At 71.1% G+C, this 18,267-nt stretch carries 13 protein-coding genes; 7 read left to right on the forward strand and 6 right to left on the reverse strand.

All coding sequences use genetic code 11. The features are described from left to right. Window positions 1-100 precede the first annotated feature (100 nt). A complete protein-coding gene (locus ACIBTV_RS14435) occupies window positions 101-982 on the forward strand; it encodes an alpha/beta fold hydrolase (protein ID WP_396704881.1) in 882 nt (293 codons plus the stop codon). Between the two features lie 105 nt (window positions 983-1,087). Then, window positions 1,088-2,566: a M1 family metallopeptidase gene (locus ACIBTV_RS14440; protein ID WP_396704883.1), complete on the forward strand. Its 1,479-nt coding sequence runs from the start codon at window positions 1,088-1,090 to the stop codon at window positions 2,564-2,566. A 54-nt stretch (window positions 2,567-2,620) separates the two neighbouring features. Here the strand turns inward: ACIBTV_RS14440 and ACIBTV_RS14445 are convergent, their stop codons facing one another. After that, window positions 2,621-4,708 (reverse strand): NPCBM/NEW2 domain-containing protein, encoded by a 2,088-nt coding sequence (locus tag ACIBTV_RS14445; RefSeq protein WP_396704885.1) that lies wholly within the window; start codon window positions 4,706-4,708, stop codon window positions 2,621-2,623. 369 nt (window positions 4,709-5,077) lie between these two features. Between ACIBTV_RS14445 and ACIBTV_RS14450 the strand changes: the two genes are divergently transcribed. The 3 genes from ACIBTV_RS14450 to ACIBTV_RS14460 all read left to right on the forward strand — a co-directional run bounded on the left by ACIBTV_RS14450 (window position 5,078) and on the right by ACIBTV_RS14460 (window position 10,446). Then, window positions 5,078-7,279 carry a catalase gene (locus ACIBTV_RS14450; protein WP_396704915.1) on the forward strand — a complete coding sequence of 734 codons (2,202 nt, stop codon included), beginning with the start codon at window positions 5,078-5,080 and terminating at the stop codon, window positions 7,277-7,279. Window positions 7,280-7,496: 217 nt separating this feature from the next. Then, window positions 7,497-8,669, forward strand: a complete 1,173-nt coding sequence (locus ACIBTV_RS14455) for an acyltransferase family protein (RefSeq protein ID WP_396704887.1) — start codon at window positions 7,497-7,499, stop codon at window positions 8,667-8,669. 145 nt (window positions 8,670-8,814) lie between these two features. After that, window positions 8,815-10,446 carry a M28 family peptidase gene (locus tag ACIBTV_RS14460; RefSeq protein WP_396704889.1) on the forward strand — a complete coding sequence of 544 codons (1,632 nt, stop codon included), beginning with the start codon at window positions 8,815-8,817 and terminating at the stop codon, window positions 10,444-10,446. A 190-nt stretch (window positions 10,447-10,636) separates the two neighbouring features. On the opposite strand, the gene ACIBTV_RS14465 is transcribed toward ACIBTV_RS14460, so the two are convergent. The 3 genes from ACIBTV_RS14465 to ACIBTV_RS14475 all read right to left on the reverse strand — a co-directional run bounded on the left by ACIBTV_RS14465 (window position 10,637) and on the right by ACIBTV_RS14475 (window position 15,127). After that, entirely contained in the window at window positions 10,637-11,707 is a 1,071-nt protein-coding gene (locus tag ACIBTV_RS14465) for a WxL protein peptidoglycan domain-containing protein (RefSeq protein ID WP_396704891.1), read from the reverse strand. An 89-nt stretch (window positions 11,708-11,796) separates the two neighbouring features. Beyond that, a complete protein-coding gene (locus ACIBTV_RS14470; RefSeq protein WP_396704893.1) occupies window positions 11,797-13,767 on the reverse strand; it encodes a fibronectin type III domain-containing protein in 1,971 nt (656 codons plus the stop codon). Window positions 13,768-13,909: 142 nt separating this feature from the next. Continuing rightward, on the reverse strand, window positions 13,910-15,127 hold the full coding sequence (locus ACIBTV_RS14475) for a HupE/UreJ family protein (RefSeq protein WP_396704894.1): 1,218 nt from the start codon (window positions 15,125-15,127) through the stop codon (window positions 13,910-13,912). Window positions 15,128-15,313: 186 nt separating this feature from the next. Here ACIBTV_RS14475 and ACIBTV_RS14480 point away from each other — a divergent pair, with 186 nt between their 5' ends. Continuing rightward, window positions 15,314-15,982: a hypothetical protein gene (locus ACIBTV_RS14480; RefSeq protein ID WP_396704896.1), complete on the forward strand. Its 669-nt coding sequence runs from the start codon at window positions 15,314-15,316 to the stop codon at window positions 15,980-15,982. A gap of 55 nt (window positions 15,983-16,037) precedes the next feature. Here ACIBTV_RS14480 and ACIBTV_RS14485 read toward each other — a convergent pair whose 3' ends face one another. Then, the gene (locus ACIBTV_RS14485) at window positions 16,038-17,177 is read right to left on the reverse strand and encodes a hypothetical protein (RefSeq protein ID WP_396704898.1); all 1,140 of its coding nucleotides are present in this window, start codon (window positions 17,175-17,177) and stop codon (window positions 16,038-16,040) included. Next, on the reverse strand, window positions 17,174-17,671 hold the full coding sequence (locus ACIBTV_RS14490) for a SigE family RNA polymerase sigma factor (protein WP_396704900.1): 498 nt from the start codon (window positions 17,669-17,671) through the stop codon (window positions 17,174-17,176). The genes ACIBTV_RS14485 and ACIBTV_RS14490 overlap by 4 nt, the downstream gene beginning before the upstream one ends. 324 nt (window positions 17,672-17,995) lie before the next feature. On the opposite strand from ACIBTV_RS14490, the gene ACIBTV_RS14495 reads away from it, so the two are divergent. Beyond that, window positions 17,996-18,267, forward strand: a 272-nt coding sequence (locus tag ACIBTV_RS14495; RefSeq protein ID WP_396704901.1) for a glutamine synthetase, incomplete at its 3' end; no start/stop codon positions are given.

Consider the following 18,267-nt stretch of genomic DNA (forward strand, 5'->3'; position numbering starts at 1 on the left):
CGCCCCCGGGCGAACCTTCCGGCCCGCCCCCGCATCTCGTCCCGCCAACACAGCCTCCGCGCGGCCGGTGCCGCGCGGGCCACGGATCGGGAGAGAGACCATGGGTTCCATCCGCCACGACGCCGCCCTCACCCCGGGCACGCACGAGTTCGCCGTCGAGGGCGTCCGGCAGGTCTACCACGTCGCCGGCACCGGCCCGGTCTGCGTCGCGCACAGCGGCGGCCCCGGCATCGGCTGGGGCTACCTGCGGATGCCCCAGCTGGAGGAGCACTACACGATGGTGTACGTCGAGCCCGTCGGCACCGGGGCTTCCGGACGCCTCGTCGACCGGGCCGACTACCGCCTCGACACCTATGTCCGCTTCCTGGACGCCGTGGTCGACCACCTCGGCGAGCCCCGGGTGCACCTGCTCGGCCACTCGCACGGCGGCTTCGTCGTCCAGGCGTACGCGCTGGCGCACCCGGACCGGGTCGCCGGCCTCGTCCTGTACGACACGTCCCCGGTCACCGGCGCCGAGTTCTGGGCCGAGGCGATGGCCGGGCTGGTCGCCTACCCGGGGCGGTACCCCGGCAACGCGGAGGCCGAGGCGGTGCCGGCCGCCTTCCAGGAGGCCGTCACCGCCACCGACGACGACGCGCTGAGCGCCGCGCTCCGCACGGCGGTGCCCGTCTACTTCGCGGACTTCTGGTCCCGGCGGGAGGAGTTCGCCGCGTTCCAGGCGGCCGTCCAGGTCTGGGCCGAGCCGGCGGGCGCGCAGGACCCGACGCCGTTCGACGTACGGGACCGGCTCGGCGAGATCGTCGCGCCGACCGTGGTGATCGTCGGGGCGCACGACTTCATCTGCGGCGTGCGGTGGGCGGCGCAGCTGCAGGAGGGCATCAAGGACTCGCGCCTGGTGGTGCTGGAGCACAGCGGGCACTTCGGGCACGTGGAGCAGCCGGCCGAGTTCGCCCGCGCGGTGACGGGGCTGCGGGACCGCTGAGCCACCGGCCGGTGAGTTCACATGATCGAAACAGGATCCTGACAACCAGGGCCGGGGCCCGGCGCGTTTCGACGCGTACTGGTTCACCGACCCTGGGAGCGGAACATGCGTCACCGATCCGGCGTGGCCGTCCTGGCCCTCGCCGCCCTGCTCGCCGGCTGCACGGCCGACCCGCCGGCCGGCCCGGCCGAACCGGCTGGGTCGGCCGGGCCGTCCGCGAGCCCGGCCGCGCTGCCCGACCCCTACGCGGCGTGGGCGGCCGGCCGTTCGACCCCGGTGGTCGACCCGCTCTACCCGAAGCACGGCACCGACGCCCTGGACGTTTTGCACTACGGCCTGGACCTGTCGTGGTCGCCGACCAGACGCACCCTCACCGGCACGGCGACGCTGCACATCCGGCCGGTCCGCGACGCCGAGGCCATGACGCTGGACTTCAAGCCGTACGCCCTCGACGGCGTGACGGTCGACGGCGCCGCCGCCCAGGGCACGGTGACCGCGGAGAAGCTGGTGGTCGAGAGCCCGGTCAAGGCGGACGTGCCGGTCACGCTCGTGGTCCGCTACCACGGCAAGCCGTCGACGACGGAGTTTCCCACCAAACGCGGCGACACCCACCCGCTCGGGCTGACTGTCGACGCCGAGGGCGGCATCTGGACGATGCAGGAGCCGTACGGGGCGTTCACCTGGTATCCGGTCAACGAGCACCCCTCCGACGAAGCGCTCTACGACATCGCGGTCACCGTGCCGAAAGGCTGGTCGGGCATCGCCAGCGGAACCCCGGTCGGTCAGCAGGGCAACACCTTCCGCTACCGGAGCACGGTGCCCGTGGCGTCGTACGTGACGACCCTCGCCGTGGGCAGGTACAAGAAGGCGACCGCGGCCGGGCCGCGCGGCATCCCGATCACCTACTGGTACCGCTCCGCCGACGCGAAGTACCTGCCGGTGTTGAAGAAGACGCCCCAGATGCTCGACTGGATGGAGACGAAGTTCGGGCCGTACCCGTTCGACTCCGCCGGCGCCGTCATGGTCGACTCGCCGTCGGCGATGGAGACCCAGCAGCTGATCACCCTCGGCAGCGGGATGGCCGAGCGCGGCACCGAGAGTTTTCAGAAGAACACTCTGCACGAGTACGCGCACCAGTGGTTCGGCGACGCGGTCACCCTCACCGACTGGCGGGACATGTGGCTCAACGAGGGCTGGGCGCTCTACGTCCAGCAGCTCTACTCGCGGGACACGTTCGGGTTCACCGAGGCCGACCTGGTGCGCTCCAGCCGTGAACTCGACGGGGTCTACCGCAAGCAGTACGGGCCACCCGCCGACCCGAAGCCGGCCGAGTTCGGCGCCACGAACGTCTACACCTGCGGCGCCGCCATGCTGCGGCAGCTGCACCAGGCCCTCGGTGACGAGCGGTTCTTCGAGCTCGCGCGCGGCTGGGTCCAGGAGAACCTGCACACCCAGCAGACCCGGGCGTCGTTCACCGCGTACGTCAACAAGAAGACCGGCCACGACTTCACCGCGCTGATCGACGCGTGGCTGGACTCGCCGACCACGCCGCCGGAGACCGGGCCGCTGCCCGCCGGCCAGTAGGCGGTACGCCGTGACGGCCGCACCCCGGTCAGCGGGGTGCGGCCGTCGCCCGTCTCAGCAGGCGGCGTTCAGGCCCGCCCAGTTGGCGCGGTCGTTGTAGCCGCCGTCGCCGGCGTCACCCACCACCAGGTCGAGCACCCGCACACCGGAGAGGTCGACGTCGACGGGGCGCGTCGCCTCGCGGGTGACCACGCCGCTGTCGAAGAGGACCTTGCCGTCGCCGACCACCTGGAAGGTGGCCGTTCCGCCCTCGGGGCCGACGTTGTTGACCGCGTCGTCGATGCCGACGAGAGCGGTCAGCCGGCTGCACCGGCCACCCAGGTAGTAGCGGACCGTGGACGGGGACGCGACGCCCAGGCCGGTCGGGTGAACCTGGCCGAGCATGGTGATCGGCGACCAGCCGCCGACGCTGAGGTCGACGGTCGGGCTCATCCAGCCGCTGGTGGCGCTGATCCAGGTGTGGTGCGACAGCACCACGTTCCCGTCCGGCGGCACCGGGGCGATGATCAGGCTCGACGTCGACCGCTGCGTCAGCCGGCCGTGGCCGAGCACCTCGTACGACGTGGTGGCGGCCAGCGACGCGGTGCCCGCGGTGGCGGACAGGGGCAGCGTCACGGTGAACGCGAAGGTGCCGTGGCCGCCCGGGGTGAGCAGCCGGGGCGCCGTCCCCAGCGGACGGACGGTCCAGCCGGCCGGCGTCGCGAGGGTGACCTGCGGCGTGAACACCGGCAGCAGCCCGTCGTTGCGCACCGCGACCTCGACCCGCGCCTCGTCGCCGCCGGCGAGCACCGGGGTGGCGTTCGCCGGCGAGGCGGCGCCGCCCACCGTCGTGACGGTCGGCAGGCCGGCGGTCACGTGCGGAACGCCGGGCAGCGCGCGCGCCGGGGTGACGCGCAGCAGCGCCGCGCCGTGGGCGGGCACCGCCGCGCTGATCGTGCCGGCGCTCTCGGTGACCTGGTCGGTCCACGCGTTGCGCACCGTGAACCGCGTGCCGGACAGGCCGATCTTCGCGCCCGTGGTGGTCTGCACGGTGGGGCTCTCGCCCCGGTTGAGCAGCACGACGGCCCGGCCGCCGTCGGCGAGCCGCTTCACCCAGGTCTCGGTCGTGCCAGCCGGGCCGACGCGGACGGCCTGGACGCCCGCGCGGTCCTGGTTGATCGCCAGCATGTCGGCGTCGGCGAGGATGTCGACGGAGGTCTGGCTGAGCTTGCGGACGTCACTGCCGATGACCAGCGGCGCGGCGGCCACCGCCCAGAGCGACATCTGCGTACGGAACTCCTCGTCGGTCATGCCGAGTTCGGGGGCAACGTAGTCCGGGTCGTTGAAGTGCCCCGGCCCGGCGACCTCGGGGTGCCGCGCGTTCGCGTCGTAGTTGCGCAGCACGTCCTTGAACTTGATGTCGCCGACGAAGCCCACGTCGGTGTACGTCCGCCACGACTGGGCGATGGCCGGCGCGTAGGTCCACGAGTAGGTGGACTGTTGCTCCTCCGGGTAGTTGCCCCAGTCGGGCGAGGTCACCGGGTTGCAGAGGTTGAAGATGATCGGGCGTCCGCTGGCGTTGTTGCGCAGCGCGTGCGCGAACTCGGTGTAGACGGTCTTCGGGTCCAGGTCGGCGGCGATGCCGCAGAGGAAGTCGACCTTCACCGCGTCGAACTCCCAGGCGGCGAACTGGTCGGCGTCGCGCTGGTAGTAGCCACCGCCGCTGCCGAGGCCGCACTTGCCGGGGATGTACGGCCCGGCGTCGGTGTAGATGCCGGCCCGCAGGCCCTTGCCGTGGATGTAGTCGACCAGCGGCTTCAGCCCGTTCGGGAAGCGGGTCCGGTCGGCCTGCAGGTCACCGGCCGCGGTGCGCGGCTCCGGGTCCTGCCAGCCACCATCGAGCCACACGATGTCGTAGCCGGCCTTCGCCAGGCCCCGATCCACGAGGGCGTCGGCCACCTCGCGTACGGACTGCTCGGAGAAGTTGCCGCCGAGACCGAAGTAGGTGTTCCACCCCTGGTACGGGGTGGGGCTGAGCACCTGCGAGGGTGCCGTCCCGGTGCCGGCGCCCGGGGTGGCCGCCGGGGCGGCCTGGGCCGGGGCGGGCGCGGTCAGCAGACCGGCCGTGAGGGCCAGGACGGCGGTGAGCACAGGTCGTTTCACACTGGAATCCTTTGCTGCCGGGGACGGGCGGACGCCACGGGCCGGCGGCGCGGAAGGGTGGAGCGGCACCGCCGGCACTCCTGAGCTGTGTTTCCAGGATCTTGCATGCGTGAGAACAGGGTGTCAATATTAATTCGTAAATTACGAGCTAACGACCTCGCGGGGCATCAGTCCACCGGTGTTCGCCGGACGCCACCGATCGGCGACTGTGGACGCCAGCACCACGGAGCGCAGCGGTCCGGTTTCGCCGACCCGACCTGGGGTACGGCGAAAAAGCCTGCTCAGCCGCTCCCTGGAGGTATTCGTTCAGTGGAATCCCGTACACCCGCCAAGGCGGTCAAGGACGTCGTCGAAGCCGCCGCGGGCAAGATGGCCGACGCCCTGAGCCCGGACGCACCCGGTGCGCCCGGCAGCGCCCCGCCGACCGTCGACGAACCGACCACCCCACACGACCCGCTGCCCCCGAAGAAGGAACAGGGCGCCCCGCAGACGCGTACGCCGACCGGCGCGGAGACCGACGCGCCCGCCACCGCGATGGGGCAGCAGGGCGCGTACCTCACCACCGCCAACGGTGCGCGACTGCGCGACACCGACCACTCACTCAAGGCCGGGCCGCGCGGTCCGGTCCTCCTCCAGGATCACCACCTGCGGGAGAAGATCACCCACTTCGACCACGAGCGGATCCCCGAGCGGGTCGTGCACGCGCGGGGCGCCGGCGCGCACGGCGTGTTCACCGGCTACGGCACCGCCGAGGCCGTCACCCGGGCCGACTTCCTCAAGAAGGGCCGGGAGACCCCCGTCTTCGTACGCTTCTCCACGGTCCTCGGGTCGCGCGGCTCCGCCGACACCGTCCGGGACACCCGCGGCTTCGCGACGAAGTTCTACACCACGGAGGGCACCTTCGACCTGGTCGCCAACAACATCCCGGTCTTCTTCATCCAGGACGCCATCAAGTTCCCCGACGTCATCCACGCCGGCAAGCCGCACCCGGACCGGGAGATCCCACAGGCCCAGAGCGCCCACGACACCTTCTGGGACTTCGTGTCGCTGCACACCGAGGCGCAGCACCACACGATGTGGAACATGTCCGACCGCGGCATCCCGCGCTCCTACCGGACCATGGAGGGCTTCGGCGTCCACACGTTCCGGCTGGTCGACGCCACCGGCGCGACGACGCTGGTCAAGTTCCACTGGAAGCCCAAGCTCGGCGTCCACTCCCTCACCTGGGAGGAGGCGCAGCTGCTCGGCGGCGTGGACCCGGACTTCCACCGCCGGGACCTGTACGACGCGATCGAGGCGGGCGCGTACCCGGAGTGGGAACTGGGCATCCAGGTCTTCCCGGACACCCCGGAGGAGACCTTCGCCGGCATCGACCTGCTCGACCCGACGAAGATCGTGCCGGAGGAGCTGGCCCCGGTGCAGGCGGTGGGGCGGTTGACGCTGAACCGTACGCCGCGGAACTTCTTCGCCGAGACCGAGCAGGTCGCCTTCCACGTCGGCCACCTGCCGCCGGGGATCGACGTCACGAACGACCCGCTGTTGCAGGGGCGTCTCTTCTCGTACGTCGACACGCAGCTGACCCGGCTCGGCGGTCCGAACTTCACGCAGATCCCGATCAACCGACCGCACGCGCCGGTGAACGACATGCTGCGGGACGGCTTCCACCAGCACGCCGTGCACGCCGGGGTCGCGCCCTACCGGCCCAACTCGCTCGACGGCGGCAACCCCTTCCCCGCCGGGGACACCGAGAACGCCTTCGTCGACGTGCCGGTCACGGTCGCCGAGGCCCCCAAGGTGCGTGCCGCGCCCGCCTCGTTCGACGACCACTACAGCCAGGCCCGGCTCTTCTGGCAGAGCATGTCGCCGGTCGAGCGGGAGCACATCATCCGGGCCTACACCTTCGAACTCGGCAAGTGCTACCACCAGGCGATCCGGGAACGCCAGCTGCGGTGCCTCGCGAACATCGACCCGGTGCTGTGCCGGGAGGTGGCCACCGGCCTGGGGCTGCCCGCGCCCGAGCCGACCGTGCCGCTCGCCGACGTCACACCCAGCCCCGCACTCTCCCAGGTCGGTCGGGAGTGGCCGGTCGACGGCCGGACGGTCGGCATCGTCGTCGCCCCGGACGCGGACCTGCGGGACGTCGACCAGGTGCGCCGAGCGGTGACCTCCGCCGGCATGGTGCCCCTCCTGATCGGCCCGCACGGCGGCGAGGTCGACGGCCTGCCGGTGCAGCGGACCTTCGCCACCGCCCGGTCGGTCGAGTTCGACGCGGTGCTGCTCGCCGCGGCACCGCCCCCGGCGCCGGACGCGCTGCCGGCCCGGGACGCGAAGGCCGGCGCGGCGGACACGGCGGCCGTGGATCCCCGCGTGCTGCTGCTGGTCGACGAGGCGTGGCGGCACGCGAAGGCGCTCGGCGCGTGGGGTGGCGGCGTGGGCGTGCTCCATGCGGCCGGCGTCAGCGGCACGCCGGGCGTGGTCACCGGCGCCGACGCGAGCGACGTCTTCACGGCCGTCCGTCAACTGATGGCCGCCCACCGTGTGTGGGAACGGTTCCCCGCCTCGGTCGGCTGACCCGACCTGCCCGCTCCCGGGGCCGCCCTCCGTCACCCCACGGAGGACGGCCCCGGGATTCGTGGCGGGACAGGACGGTTAACCGCGCCACCAATGGTCGGTGAACAGCCGAAAAAATCGCGGTTCCCCATTCGTCGAATGGTGCGTCGCACCCATTTCGGCGGGGCCGTGGAATTGCCTCCCCGTGCTATAGCCTGGCGCGGAACTGGAGGAAGAAATGACATCCACGCCCGCTCCGACCACCGGTCGGCTGCACGTCCCCGCGTTGACCGGCCTACGCTGGTTCGCTGCTCTCGCCGTCTTCCTCCACCATTCCGCACCGCACGACGCGTTGCCCGAGCCGATCGCCCGGATCATGGGTGCGGGCAGCAACGGAGTCACGTTCTTCTTTCTCCTGTCCGGCTTCGTCATCGCGTTGAACTACTTCGACGGTGCCGCCCGACCGACGCTGGGCGGCACCTGGAACTACGCCGTCGGTCGACTGGCCCGGGTCTATCCGCTCTACCTGCTGGTCCTCGTGGTGGTCTGGGTCGCCGTCGACCACGGCTCCCACCCGATCCGGTTCATCCACCACCTGTTCGCGGTGCAGTCCTGGCACCCGTCGCTCGTCATCGCGTACGGCATCAACCCGCCCGGCTGGTCGATCGGCGTCGAGTTCTTCCTCTACGCCTGCTTCCCACTGCTGGCCCTGGCGCTGCGCCCGATCGCCGACAACACCAGGGCGCTCGTCGCGGTGGCGGTGACCCTGGTCGTCGCCGTCTTCGCGGCCGCGGCCGTGTTCCACCACTTCCGGTACGGCCTGCCCGCCACCGATCCGTCCAGCGCCCACCGCTGGCTCTACCGGATGCCGGCCACCCGGCTCGGGGACTTCGCGTTGGGCATGGTGGCGGCGCTGCTGCTGCGCCGCGCCCGACGCTCGTGGTCCCCGTCGGCTACCCGTGACGGCCTGCTGTCGCCGCTGCTCACCTGGGTGCCGCTCGCCGCGACGCTGCTGCTCATGGCCTGGCCCGACCGCTCCCGCTACTACGTCAGCTACGACGCGATGTGGGTGCTGCCGGCGGTGCTGCTCTTCCTCGGCCTGAGCCTCTACCCGCGGTCGGTGCTCAGCCGTTTCCTCGGCGCCCGGGTCACCGTGTTCCTCGGCGAGGTCTCGTTCGCCTTCTACCTCGTGCACCGTCCGCTGATGCAGGCGTTGGACGCCGAGTCGTGGGCGAACGGCGGCTTCCTGGCGTACGCCGGCCGGATGGTGCTCCTGGTCGCTTTCATCACCGCCGTGGCGGCGGCCTGTCACCTCCTCTGGGAACGTCCGGCCCAGCGGTTCGTCAACCGCCGGCTGAGGATGAAGGCGCAGGCGCCGGCACCGGCCCCCGTGCCGGCGTCCCTGCCCTGACCCCTGCCGACACCCCACCCCGGCCCGCTCGGACGGACGCTCTGACCGAACGTCGATATTGATCTTTGTCTGTCTGTGCGACTGTCGATCTCGTCCGGCACGGGGGCGCGGGGGCCGGACGCCGCAGCGGTGAGGAGGACACACCGTGGTGTCTGCACGAGTCAGACGGGCGTTGGCCGCGACGGTGGCGGCGACCCTGGTGGGATCGCTGACGCTGGTCACCCCGGCGCAGGCCGGTGCCCAGAACAACTCGGCGAAGAGGCTCACGAAGGCGGTGACCCTGAAGGGGGTGCTCCGCCACCTGGACGCCTTCCAGAAGATCGCCGACGCCCACGGCGGCAACCGCGGCTCCGGCCTGCCGGGATACGACGCCAGCGCCGACTACGTGGCGGGGAAGCTGAAGAAGGCGGGCTACACCGTCACCCGGCAGCCGTTCGAGTTCAACTTCTTCGAGGAGTTCGGGTCGTCCTTCGCCCGGACCGCCCCGCCCCCGGCGACCGGGTACGTCGCCGGCACCGACTACGACCTGATGGACTTCTCCGGAGCCGGCGACGTCACGGCGTCGGTCGTGCCGGTCGACCTGGCGCTCACCCCGCCGCGCACCTCGACGTCCGGCTGTGAGGCGTCGGACTTCCCGTCGGCGGTGACCGGCCGGATCGTGCTGGTGCAACGGGGCGGCTGCCCGTTCGGGCAGAAGGTGACCAACGCCGAGGCCGCCGGCGCGGTCGGCGCGATCCTCATGAACCAGGGCGACGGCGACCCGGTCACGAACGTCGACCGGTACGCGCTGTTCGCCGGCACGCTCGGCAACCCGGTGGGGATTCCCGCCGTGTCGGTCTCCTACTACCTCGGCGAGCAGCTCGCCGCCACGGCGGACCTCGCCGTGCGGATCACCGCCGACACGACCTCGGAGATCCGCGCCACGGAGAACGTCATCGCGGAGCGCCGCACCGGACGCGCCGACAACGTGGTGATGGCCGGGGCGCACCTGGACTCGGAGCCGGACACCGCCGGCATCAACGACAACGGCACGGGCAGCGCGGCGCTGCTGGAGGTCGCCCTCCAGATGGCGAAGGTGAAGAGCAACAACCGGGTGCGGTTCGCCTGGTGGGGCGCCGAGGAGGCCAACCTCGTCGGGTCGACCTTCTACGTCAACAGCCTCACCGCCGAGCAGGTCGACGACCTGGCGCTCTACCTGAACTTCGACATGATCGGCTCACCGAACTACGTGTTCGGGGTCTACGACGGCGACGACTCGGCGCAGACCGGCGCCGGCCCGGGCCCGGAGGGCTCGGCCCAGATCGAGGATGTCTTCGAGTCGTTCTTCGCCCGTCGCGGCCTGCCCACCAACGCGGCCGACTTCACCGGCCGGTCCGACGACGGCCCGTTCATCGCGGTGGGCGTGCCCGCCGGCGGGCTCTTCACCGGCGCCGAGGTGCTCAAGACCGCCGAGGACGTCGCCAAGTACGGCGGGGTGGAGGGCGCGCAGTACGACCCCTGCTACCACGACCCCTGCGACAGCCTTCGGCCGATCGCGGACGGCGCGGACGCCGCGCTCTACGCCCAACTGCGCTCGCAGTACCGCCTTTACGGCAACGTCAACACGTACGCGCTCGACGTCAACGCCGACGCGCTCGCCACGGCGGTGATCACGTTCGCGTACGACACGTCGGCGGTGAACGGGGTGCGCTCCCCCGGTAAGTCGCACGGCAAGCCGCACGGCAGATCGCACGGCGCCGACCGCAGCGCCGACGCGCACGGCAACGCCCTCCGCTGAGCTGCCGCGCGGGCCGGGCGCGGCCCGCACGGCAGGCGGCCCGGGCCGCGCGGTGAACGGCCCGGCCGCGCGGCGGACCGCCGGGCCGTTCGCGTCCTGTCGAGCTGCCCCAGATCTGGGGCAGCTCGACAGGGCTCGCGGTGATGTCCTCGGCCAGCCCCCGCCGGGGCGCCCGTCATCGAGGCAGTGGTCAGGCGTTCCCGCCGCGGAGCGCCTGCGCGACGGCCTCCTGCACGCGGGCGTCCTCGCGCTGCTTGCGCGCGGTGCGGTTGCGGCGGGCGAGACGGATCGCCACGACGGCGATCGCCACGAGCACGACGACCAGCAGGAGCAGGGCCCACGGGACGACCCAGGTGTGGGCGGTGTCCGTCACCTCGTCGAGCGGGGTCACCGAGCCCGACGCGTCGCTGAGCAGCGGCGTGAGCGTGGCGGTCCCGGCGAGCCGGAACAGAGGGCTGACGTCCTTGACCCCGACGGTGACCGTCCAGCTCTCGCCGGGCAGGAGCTCCGGCGACTTCGGAACGTCGCCGGCCTTGGTGCGCAGCAGACCGAACGGGCCGGAGACCGACGCCTGCTGCTTGCTCGACAGGGCGGCGTTGCCGCTGTTGTGGATCTTGTACGTGATGGTCGCGTCGCCCCGACCGAACGGGTTCCACGTCCCGTCGTAGTCGACGTGCAGGTCCTCGATCGCGAGGCTCGGCTTCAGCGCACCACCGACCCGGAGCTTGATCCGGATGCCGAGGCGGCGGTCGACGTTGATGCCCTCCGCCTGGTCGGGCTGGGTCAGGGAGGTGAGGATGCCGCCGACGTAGTCGCCGGGCGTGGCGTTGGCCGGCACGCTGACCGTGAACGGCACGGTGGCCGTCTTCCCCGGTGCGATGGTGACGCTGCCGGTGCCCGACTTGACCCAGGCGCCGATCGCGACCGACTTCTTGTCCCGGGTCAGCAGGTCGAGCTGGCCGGCGTCGGTGGTGAAGCCGTCGGCCGCGTACACGGTGAGGTTCAGCGGGACCGGGCCGCGGTTGGCGACGACCATGCCGTCCTCGATCGTGCCGCCGGGGTTGACGGTGTAGCTGAAGCTGGACCGGTTCGCGCCGTAGCTGTTGGAGTCGGTCCGGACCGTCCAGGCGACGTCGCCGTCCGCGGCCACGGCGGGGCCGGCGCTCACACCGACGACCGCGAGGGCGGCGAGCAGGGACAGGGCGGTCGTGCGGAGCAGCGTGGTGGTCCGGGTCGTCCAGCGCGTGGTGGGCGCGTGCATCTCTGGTCCTTGAGTGATCTTGGGGAGGTCCGAAACGGGTGGCGGGGTAGGCGCCCGAAGGCGCCTACCCCACCCGGCAGAACGTCCGATCAGCTGCTCAGGGCAGTGATCGTGAGGGTGGCGCGGTAGCTACCCTTGGCGACCTCGTTCGGGAACTTGAGGTCGAGGTCGGCGCCGAGCGTGGCCTTGCCCCGGGCGTGGCCCTGGTCGGCCGCACCGAGACCACGGGAGACCGCGAGGCCCTGACCCTGGTCGTCGTAGCCCGACTGCACGGCCGCGCCGGCCTGGGCGCCGGCACCGGTCGCGATGACCTTCGGCGACCAACCGAGGTAGGCGCCGGAGAAGGTCTTGTCGCCGTCCTTGAAGTCGCTCACGTTGGCCGAGATCGACCACGGGGCGAGCGAGAAGCGGCTGTCCGACACCACGATCGGGTTGATCGAACCGGTCGCGCCGAAGTACCAGCCGTCGTGCTCCTGGGCGGTGCCCAGGTTCACCAGGCCGTTGTAGCCGTCGATCGTCCAGCCGAACTCACCGGCGGCGGTGGGCACGTTGACCTGGATGTCCTGGCCGTTGCCGTGGTACGGGTGCACCGTCACCTTGTCGACGATCGAGCCGACCGGCTGACCGTCGGGGGTGTTGACGCAGGAGAGGCCCTTCTCGACGGCCGCGTTCGGGGCCGCGCAGGTGCCGCTGCGGATGTTCTCCACGACCAGCTTGTCCGCCTTCACGCCGACCTTGACGTAGCTGCGGACGTGCTCCTGGTTCTGGACCGAGTTGTACCAGTACTTGTTCGGGTCCAGCGGGTCCGGACCGTTGCCGTGCGGCTTGCCCGCCTCGGCAGCGTTCGGCTTCTTGATGTCGTAGTACTTGGAGCCGGAGGCCGAGTTCGCCGTCACGTAGATGACGCCGCCCGGACCCGGAAACACCTCGGCCGCGCCGGGCTGCTCGGCCGGGTTCTCCTTCTGGCCGTTCTTGATGGAGTAGCTGCGGGAGTAGCTGTGGTCGTGCCCCTGCAGCACCATGTCGACGCCGAGGTCGGAGAAGGCGGTGGTGAAGTCCTTCCGCCGCTGCACGTTGTCACCGTCCGTGGCGTGGCTGGCCGGCGAGTAGATGGAGTGGTGGTAGACGAGCACCTTCCACTTCGCCGCGGAGCCGTGCTTCTTGATGACGTCGGTGACGTACGCGACGTGCGCCGCGTCGCCGCCCAGCGAGCCGTCGCTCGGGTTGGCGTAGCTGTTGCTGTTGATGTCGACGAACAGCACGTCCTTGTAGATGTACCAGAAGTCGCCGCCGGAGCGGGTGTTCTGGTCGCCGCTGTAGTACTGGGACGAGCGGTCCGTGTTCGGGGTGAAGTGGTGCTGCTCCCAGGACTTGCCGCCGACGTCGTGGTTACCGATGGTGGCCGCGACCGGGTACTGCCGCAGCTGGTCGGGGGCGAGGAACGCGGTCCACTGGGCCTCGTTGTTCGCCGACTCGACGTGGTCACCGCCGGAGACCAGCATCTCGATGTTCGGGTTCGCCGCCGTGGCGTAGCGCAGCGTCTCCGCCCAGCCCGCCTGGTCCTTGGCGATGTCGCCGGAGGCGCCGATCTGCGGGTCGCCGAAGAACAGGAAGTCGTAGTCGCCCTCGAAGTCCTGCGTCTTGAACGAGTACGCCGGCGACCAGTTGCCCTCGGAGCCGACCCGGTACGAGTACCCGGTGTTCTCCTTCAGGTTGGTGATCGTGGCGTGCCGGTTGAACCCGGTGGTGGAGGTGTTCGCCGCGCCGACCGCGTCGAAGGTGACGGCGGTGGCCGGGAACTCGCCGTTGACGATCTCGGCGGTCGGCGCCACCTGGATCTTCTGGGCGGTGTCGGCCGACGAGTACCAGGTCACGATGCGCTGCGTCTCGTTGGCGCCCACGCCGAGGACGATGCCGCTGAGCGTGGCGGTGTCGGCGGCGCTGGCGGCGGCCCAGAAACCGCTGCCCATGGCCGTCGCCAGGCCCAGGACCCCCGCGGTGGCCCCTGCGGCCACGCGGCGACGCACAAGCCCGGAGGCTCGCGTCTTGCTGAATTCCATCGACTACTTTCCTTTTTTCGATGGGGTACGGAAGCTTTCCCGAGGCAACGGAAAAGGCATGCTCACGCTTTCCCCGCTCGGTGAACCGATAGTTAATGCGATCTTGCAGGCGGGTGCACTTCCCGGAAGACCTGCACGCACCTCAGGATGCGAACAGCCGCTGGAAGAACCAGATCAGCCCCATAATGGACACGCCGGCAGCAATCGCGCCGGTGAGCCAGAGGCCGACTCGCGGATAGGTGCGACGCAACACGATCAGCAGCGGGAAGACCACGCCGATGATGGCCAACTGAACGGTTTCGATGCCGACGTTGAACACCAGCAGCGACCACAGCAGCGTCCACGACCACGCCTGGTCGATGCCGAGCGCGCCGGCGAACCCCAGACCGTGCACCAGGCCGAAGCAGAACACGATTCCGAGGCGGATCCAGCCGGCCCGGTCCAGGCTGAAGTGTCCGCCGCGCGTGGTCTCCAGGTCGGTGGCGTGGTCGCCGCGCCGCCAGAGCCGCCACAGATGCCACCCGGCGACCACCGCGATGGACAGGGCGATGACCGGCTCGACGACCGCCGCGGGCACGTCGACCAGGCCGAGCGCGGCGAGCATGAACGTCACGGAGTGCGCGAGGGTGAAGCTGGTCGCCGCGAGCACGATCTCCCGCAGCCGCCGGGAGCCGGCGATCAGCGCCAGCAGGAAGAGGATGTGGTCGATGCCGCCGAGCAGGTGCTCGGCGCCGAGGACGAAGAACTCGCGGAACCGCTCGTACCACGACTGCCCGGTGGAGAAGGACGGGTTGCCGGCGTCGAGCGCGGCGCTGCCCGTCCGACCGTCCAGGTCGTACGTGACGATGGTCTTGGTGCCCTTGACGTACTCCTCGGCATCGGGGAACAGCCCGCTGCGCACCTCGTGCTCGTCGGCGCCGGCCGGGCAGGCCCAGTCGAGCACCAGCCGGGCGTACGGCACCCCCTCCCGCGCGCCCATCGCCACGTCGCCGACCTGGCTGGCCGTGCAGGGCCCGTCACCGGAGGTCACCGAGAAGCGCTCCGACACGTAGTCCAGGACCGTCCGCCGGTGGCTGTTGAGCGCGGCCGCCTGCGCCGTGGTGTCGCCGTCTTCGAACGCGGCGGTCCCGGTTTGGAAGAGCGGATCGTCGTCCTCGTAGTCGGCGACAGAGACGACGAGAAGGTCGTATTCGAGCTCCAGCGCCGTCCGGACGTGATTCTCGTCTCCCGATGCGATGTCCGCGAAAACCGTCGATGAGAAGCCGTGCGCATACGCCGGGCCGGCACCCAGAACGGCGAACGCCGCGGCGATGAATCCGACGACGGCGACGATAACGGTACGGCTGACTCGACCTGACATGCTGCTCCCTCAGTTTTGGCCAGTGAACGGTGCACGGCATGGGTGAACGGGAGCCCCACCGTCGGCGAACCACTGGAGAACAAACCGCTGAAGCACCCACCCGCCGATCAGGGATCGCGGGAATTGGGATAGGAATTGGGGCCGGAAGGCGTACGCGCGTTTTCCGCCGTCACCTGGGAGAAGACGATGACCATGCGCCGCCCGCTTCGGGCCGTTGCCGTGCTGGCCACCGCGACCGCGTTGCTCGCCGGATGCAACTCCGGCAGCGACTGGTCGAAACCACACGCCGCACCCACCCCAGTCGGCTCGCTCGGTCCCGGGTTCGTCGACCCCTCCGCGCCGCCCGTCCCGGAGGGGACGGTCACGCCGCGACCCGGCTCGTGGAGCGGCGTCCACCCGTCCAAGGACTACCGTGTCGTGCTACTCACCGTCGGTGACGACGCCCCGACCAAGGCGCTGGTGACGGCGGTCAAGGAGTGGGCCGACGACGAGGACGTCGACCTGCGTACGGTCGTCGCCGACCGGGGCGACCCGGTGCCCGGCATCGTGAAGGCGATGGACATGGGTCCGGACCTCATCGTCAGCGCCGGCAACGACCTCGTCGACCCGCTCGCGCTGGTCACCGCCAACCACCTGGACCAGCAGTTCCTGGTGGTGGGCGCGGAGCTGGCGGAGCCGACGCACAACGTCACGGCCGTCGACTGGTCCGGCGCGTCGTTCCGCGGCGAGGGCCTCGGCATGTCCTCGACGTACGACCCGGCGTCGTTCACCGCGCAGCGGTGCGCGGCCGCGATCCGGGCCGGCGTCGCGGCGGTGCTCCACAGCATGACCGGGATCGTGGTCTGGCTCGACTGACCGGGCCCGACCCGTGTCGGTGCACGGATCGGGCGCCCTGGTGCCGCGACTGAGGTCAGTAGATCTCGCTCCTGTTGAAGCCGACGCGCCAGCCGGGGGCGGTGAAGCTGTCGGCGATGACCGTGACCCGCACCTTCTCGCCCGTCTTCGCGGACACCTTGAACGACGGAGGCAGGTCGTACTCCCGGGCCAGGGCGCTACCCGCCACGCACTCGCCGGTCCAGTCGTAGAACGCCTGGCGCTCGACCTCCTTGCCGTCGACCAGCACCCGGATCCGGCCGGGCGCCACCACACAGATGCGGATGTCGAGCTGGAGCGGCATGACCACCTCACGCTCGAACCTGCCGTTCGGCGACGGCTCGGTGCGGGAGTCGATCCGGCCGAGCCCGTCCGGGAAGCCCCCGCGTCCGGGGGCCACCTCGACCGCGTCGAGGTCGACCAGCTGGGCCGGTCGGTCCGGCAGGGGGAACTTCTCGAAGGGCACCGGGTCGTAGACGCCGACGGTCAGCACGCCGGCGAGCTTGCTCGCGTCACCCGGACGCAGCTCGCCGTCCGACTTCTGCACCGGCTTCCCGACCCGGACGCTGACGGCCACCGGCTTCCCCACCCGCACCCCGATGTCGCTCCACTTCCGGTAGTGCCCGTTCATCTGGGCGTCGACGAGCGCCGGGCCCGGCATCGTCGACGAGGAGCAGTCGCCGGTGCCGATGACCCGCTTGTTGACGGTGACCTCGATCAGGTGATCGGACGGACCACGCCCGGTGACGGTGGCAAGCCGGTCGTCGCACTCGAGCCCCAGCATGAAGTCCGCGCTGTCGGGTGTGAAGGTGAAGGTGAGGGTGGGCCGCTTCGGGAGCGTCAGCTCGCGTACCAGGACCCGGTGGTGCCCCCGGAGATACTCCGGCAGTGGGTCGTCGGCGGGGGTTGGCGTCGGACTCGCGGTGACCGTGGGCGACGGTGCCGGCGCGGACGCCGCCGCCTGCGGTGGTGGCACCGGCCGGTCCGGCCGGACCGCGGCCACGCCGAGCGACACCGACGTGGCCGCCACCAGGACGGCGGCGACGGCGCCGCCGGCCCGGACGCGCCGCTGCCGGGCGATCCGGCGGTGCAGCACGTCGAGACGGTTCACCTCGGCGGGGACCTCCTCGCTCCGCTCCGCCAGCATGCGGCGTAGGCGCTCCTCTTCGTACGTCATGGGACGAGCTCCTTCCGGTCACTGAGGGCGGCAGAGGTGCGCAGCTTCGCCAGGCCCTTGCTCGCCTGGCTCTTGACGGTGCCGACGCTGATGCCGAGCGTCTCGGCGACCTGCGCCTCGGTCAGGTCCTCGAAGTAGCGCAGCACGAGGACGGCTCGCTGCCGGCGGGGCAGCTCGGCAAGCATCCGCCACAGCGCGTCCCGCTCGACGAACTCGGTCATCCGGTCGGGCCCGTCGGGGCGGTCCGGCACCGTCTGCGGGATCTCACCCGTCCACCGTCGTCGACGCCAGGAGACGTACGTGTTGGCGATGGTGCGCCGCACGTACGCCTCGGCGTCGCCGCGCACCCGCGCCCAGGCGAACCAGACCTTGACCAGGGCGGTCTGCAACAGGTCCTCGGCGGCCGCCCAGTCACCGGTCAGCAGGTACGCGAACCGCAGCAGCCGGGTGGACCGCTCCACCACGAAGCGGTCGTATTCCGTTCGGTCGGTCAACCGTCCTCCTTCGCCGGGCCTGCCTCCCTCCTACGCGGCCACGACGCCCGATGGTTGCCCGCCCGGGCAACGGCACGCCGCGCTGCGTCCGGGCCGCCGCTCGGACGTCGGCCCGCTCCCCCGGCGCGAGGCCCGCCTCGGCGGGGCCTGAGCGCTGCCGCCGAGGCCGCCCGCCGACCGGCGGCACCCGGGTCCCGCCCAGTTGGGCGAATCGACGGCCCGGTCCGGCGGGCCGTCGTACGGTCGGGGGCGAGGGTGCGTCGGCCGACCGTGTCCGCCGTGTCGATGCGGGGCCAGGAACGATCAGCGCTGCCGGGAGGGCCTGTGTTCGCCAACACGGAGGAACTGCTGCGATACCTCAAGAACGAGGACGTGAAGTTCGTCGACGTACGTTTCTGTGACCTCCCCGGCGTGATGCAGCACTTCAACCTGCCGGTCGAGTCGGTGGACGACGACCTCCTGACCGAGGGCCTGGCCTTCGACGGGTCGTCGATCCGGGGCTTCCAGGCGATCCACGAGTCGGACATGCTCCTGCTCCCGGACGTCGCCACCGCCTTTCTCGACCCGTTCCGGGCGCAGAAGACTCTCGCGTTGAA

Source organism: Micromonospora sp. NPDC049366 (genome assembly GCF_044466625.1).
Lineage (GTDB): Bacteria > Actinomycetota > Actinomycetes > Mycobacteriales > Micromonosporaceae > Micromonospora.

Bases quoted from the DNA above. Each gene is read 5' to 3' on its own strand.
- ACIBTV_RS14475 (WP_396704894.1), bottom strand. From the start codon at position 15,127: ATGTCAGGTCGAGTCAGCCGTACCGTTATCGTCGCCGTCGTCGGATTC.
- ACIBTV_RS14455 (WP_396704887.1), top strand. From the start codon at position 7,497: ATGACATCCACGCCCGCTCCGACCACCGGTCGGCTGCACGTCCCCGCG.
- ACIBTV_RS14485 (WP_396704898.1), bottom strand. From the start codon at position 17,177: ATGACGTACGAAGAGGAGCGCCTACGCCGCATGCTGGCGGAGCGGAGC.
- ACIBTV_RS14435 (WP_396704881.1), top strand. From the start codon at position 101: ATGGGTTCCATCCGCCACGACGCCGCCCTCACCCCGGGCACGCACGAG.
- ACIBTV_RS14465 (WP_396704891.1), bottom strand. From the start codon at position 11,707: ATGCACGCGCCCACCACGCGCTGGACGACCCGGACCACCACGCTGCTC.
- ACIBTV_RS14480 (WP_396704896.1), top strand. From the start codon at position 15,314: ATGACCATGCGCCGCCCGCTTCGGGCCGTTGCCGTGCTGGCCACCGCG.
- ACIBTV_RS14450 (WP_396704915.1), top strand. From the start codon at position 5,078: ATGGCCGACGCCCTGAGCCCGGACGCACCCGGTGCGCCCGGCAGCGCC.
- ACIBTV_RS14470 (WP_396704893.1), bottom strand. From the start codon at position 13,767: ATGGAATTCAGCAAGACGCGAGCCTCCGGGCTTGTGCGTCGCCGCGTG.
- ACIBTV_RS14440 (WP_396704883.1), top strand. From the start codon at position 1,088: ATGCGTCACCGATCCGGCGTGGCCGTCCTGGCCCTCGCCGCCCTGCTC.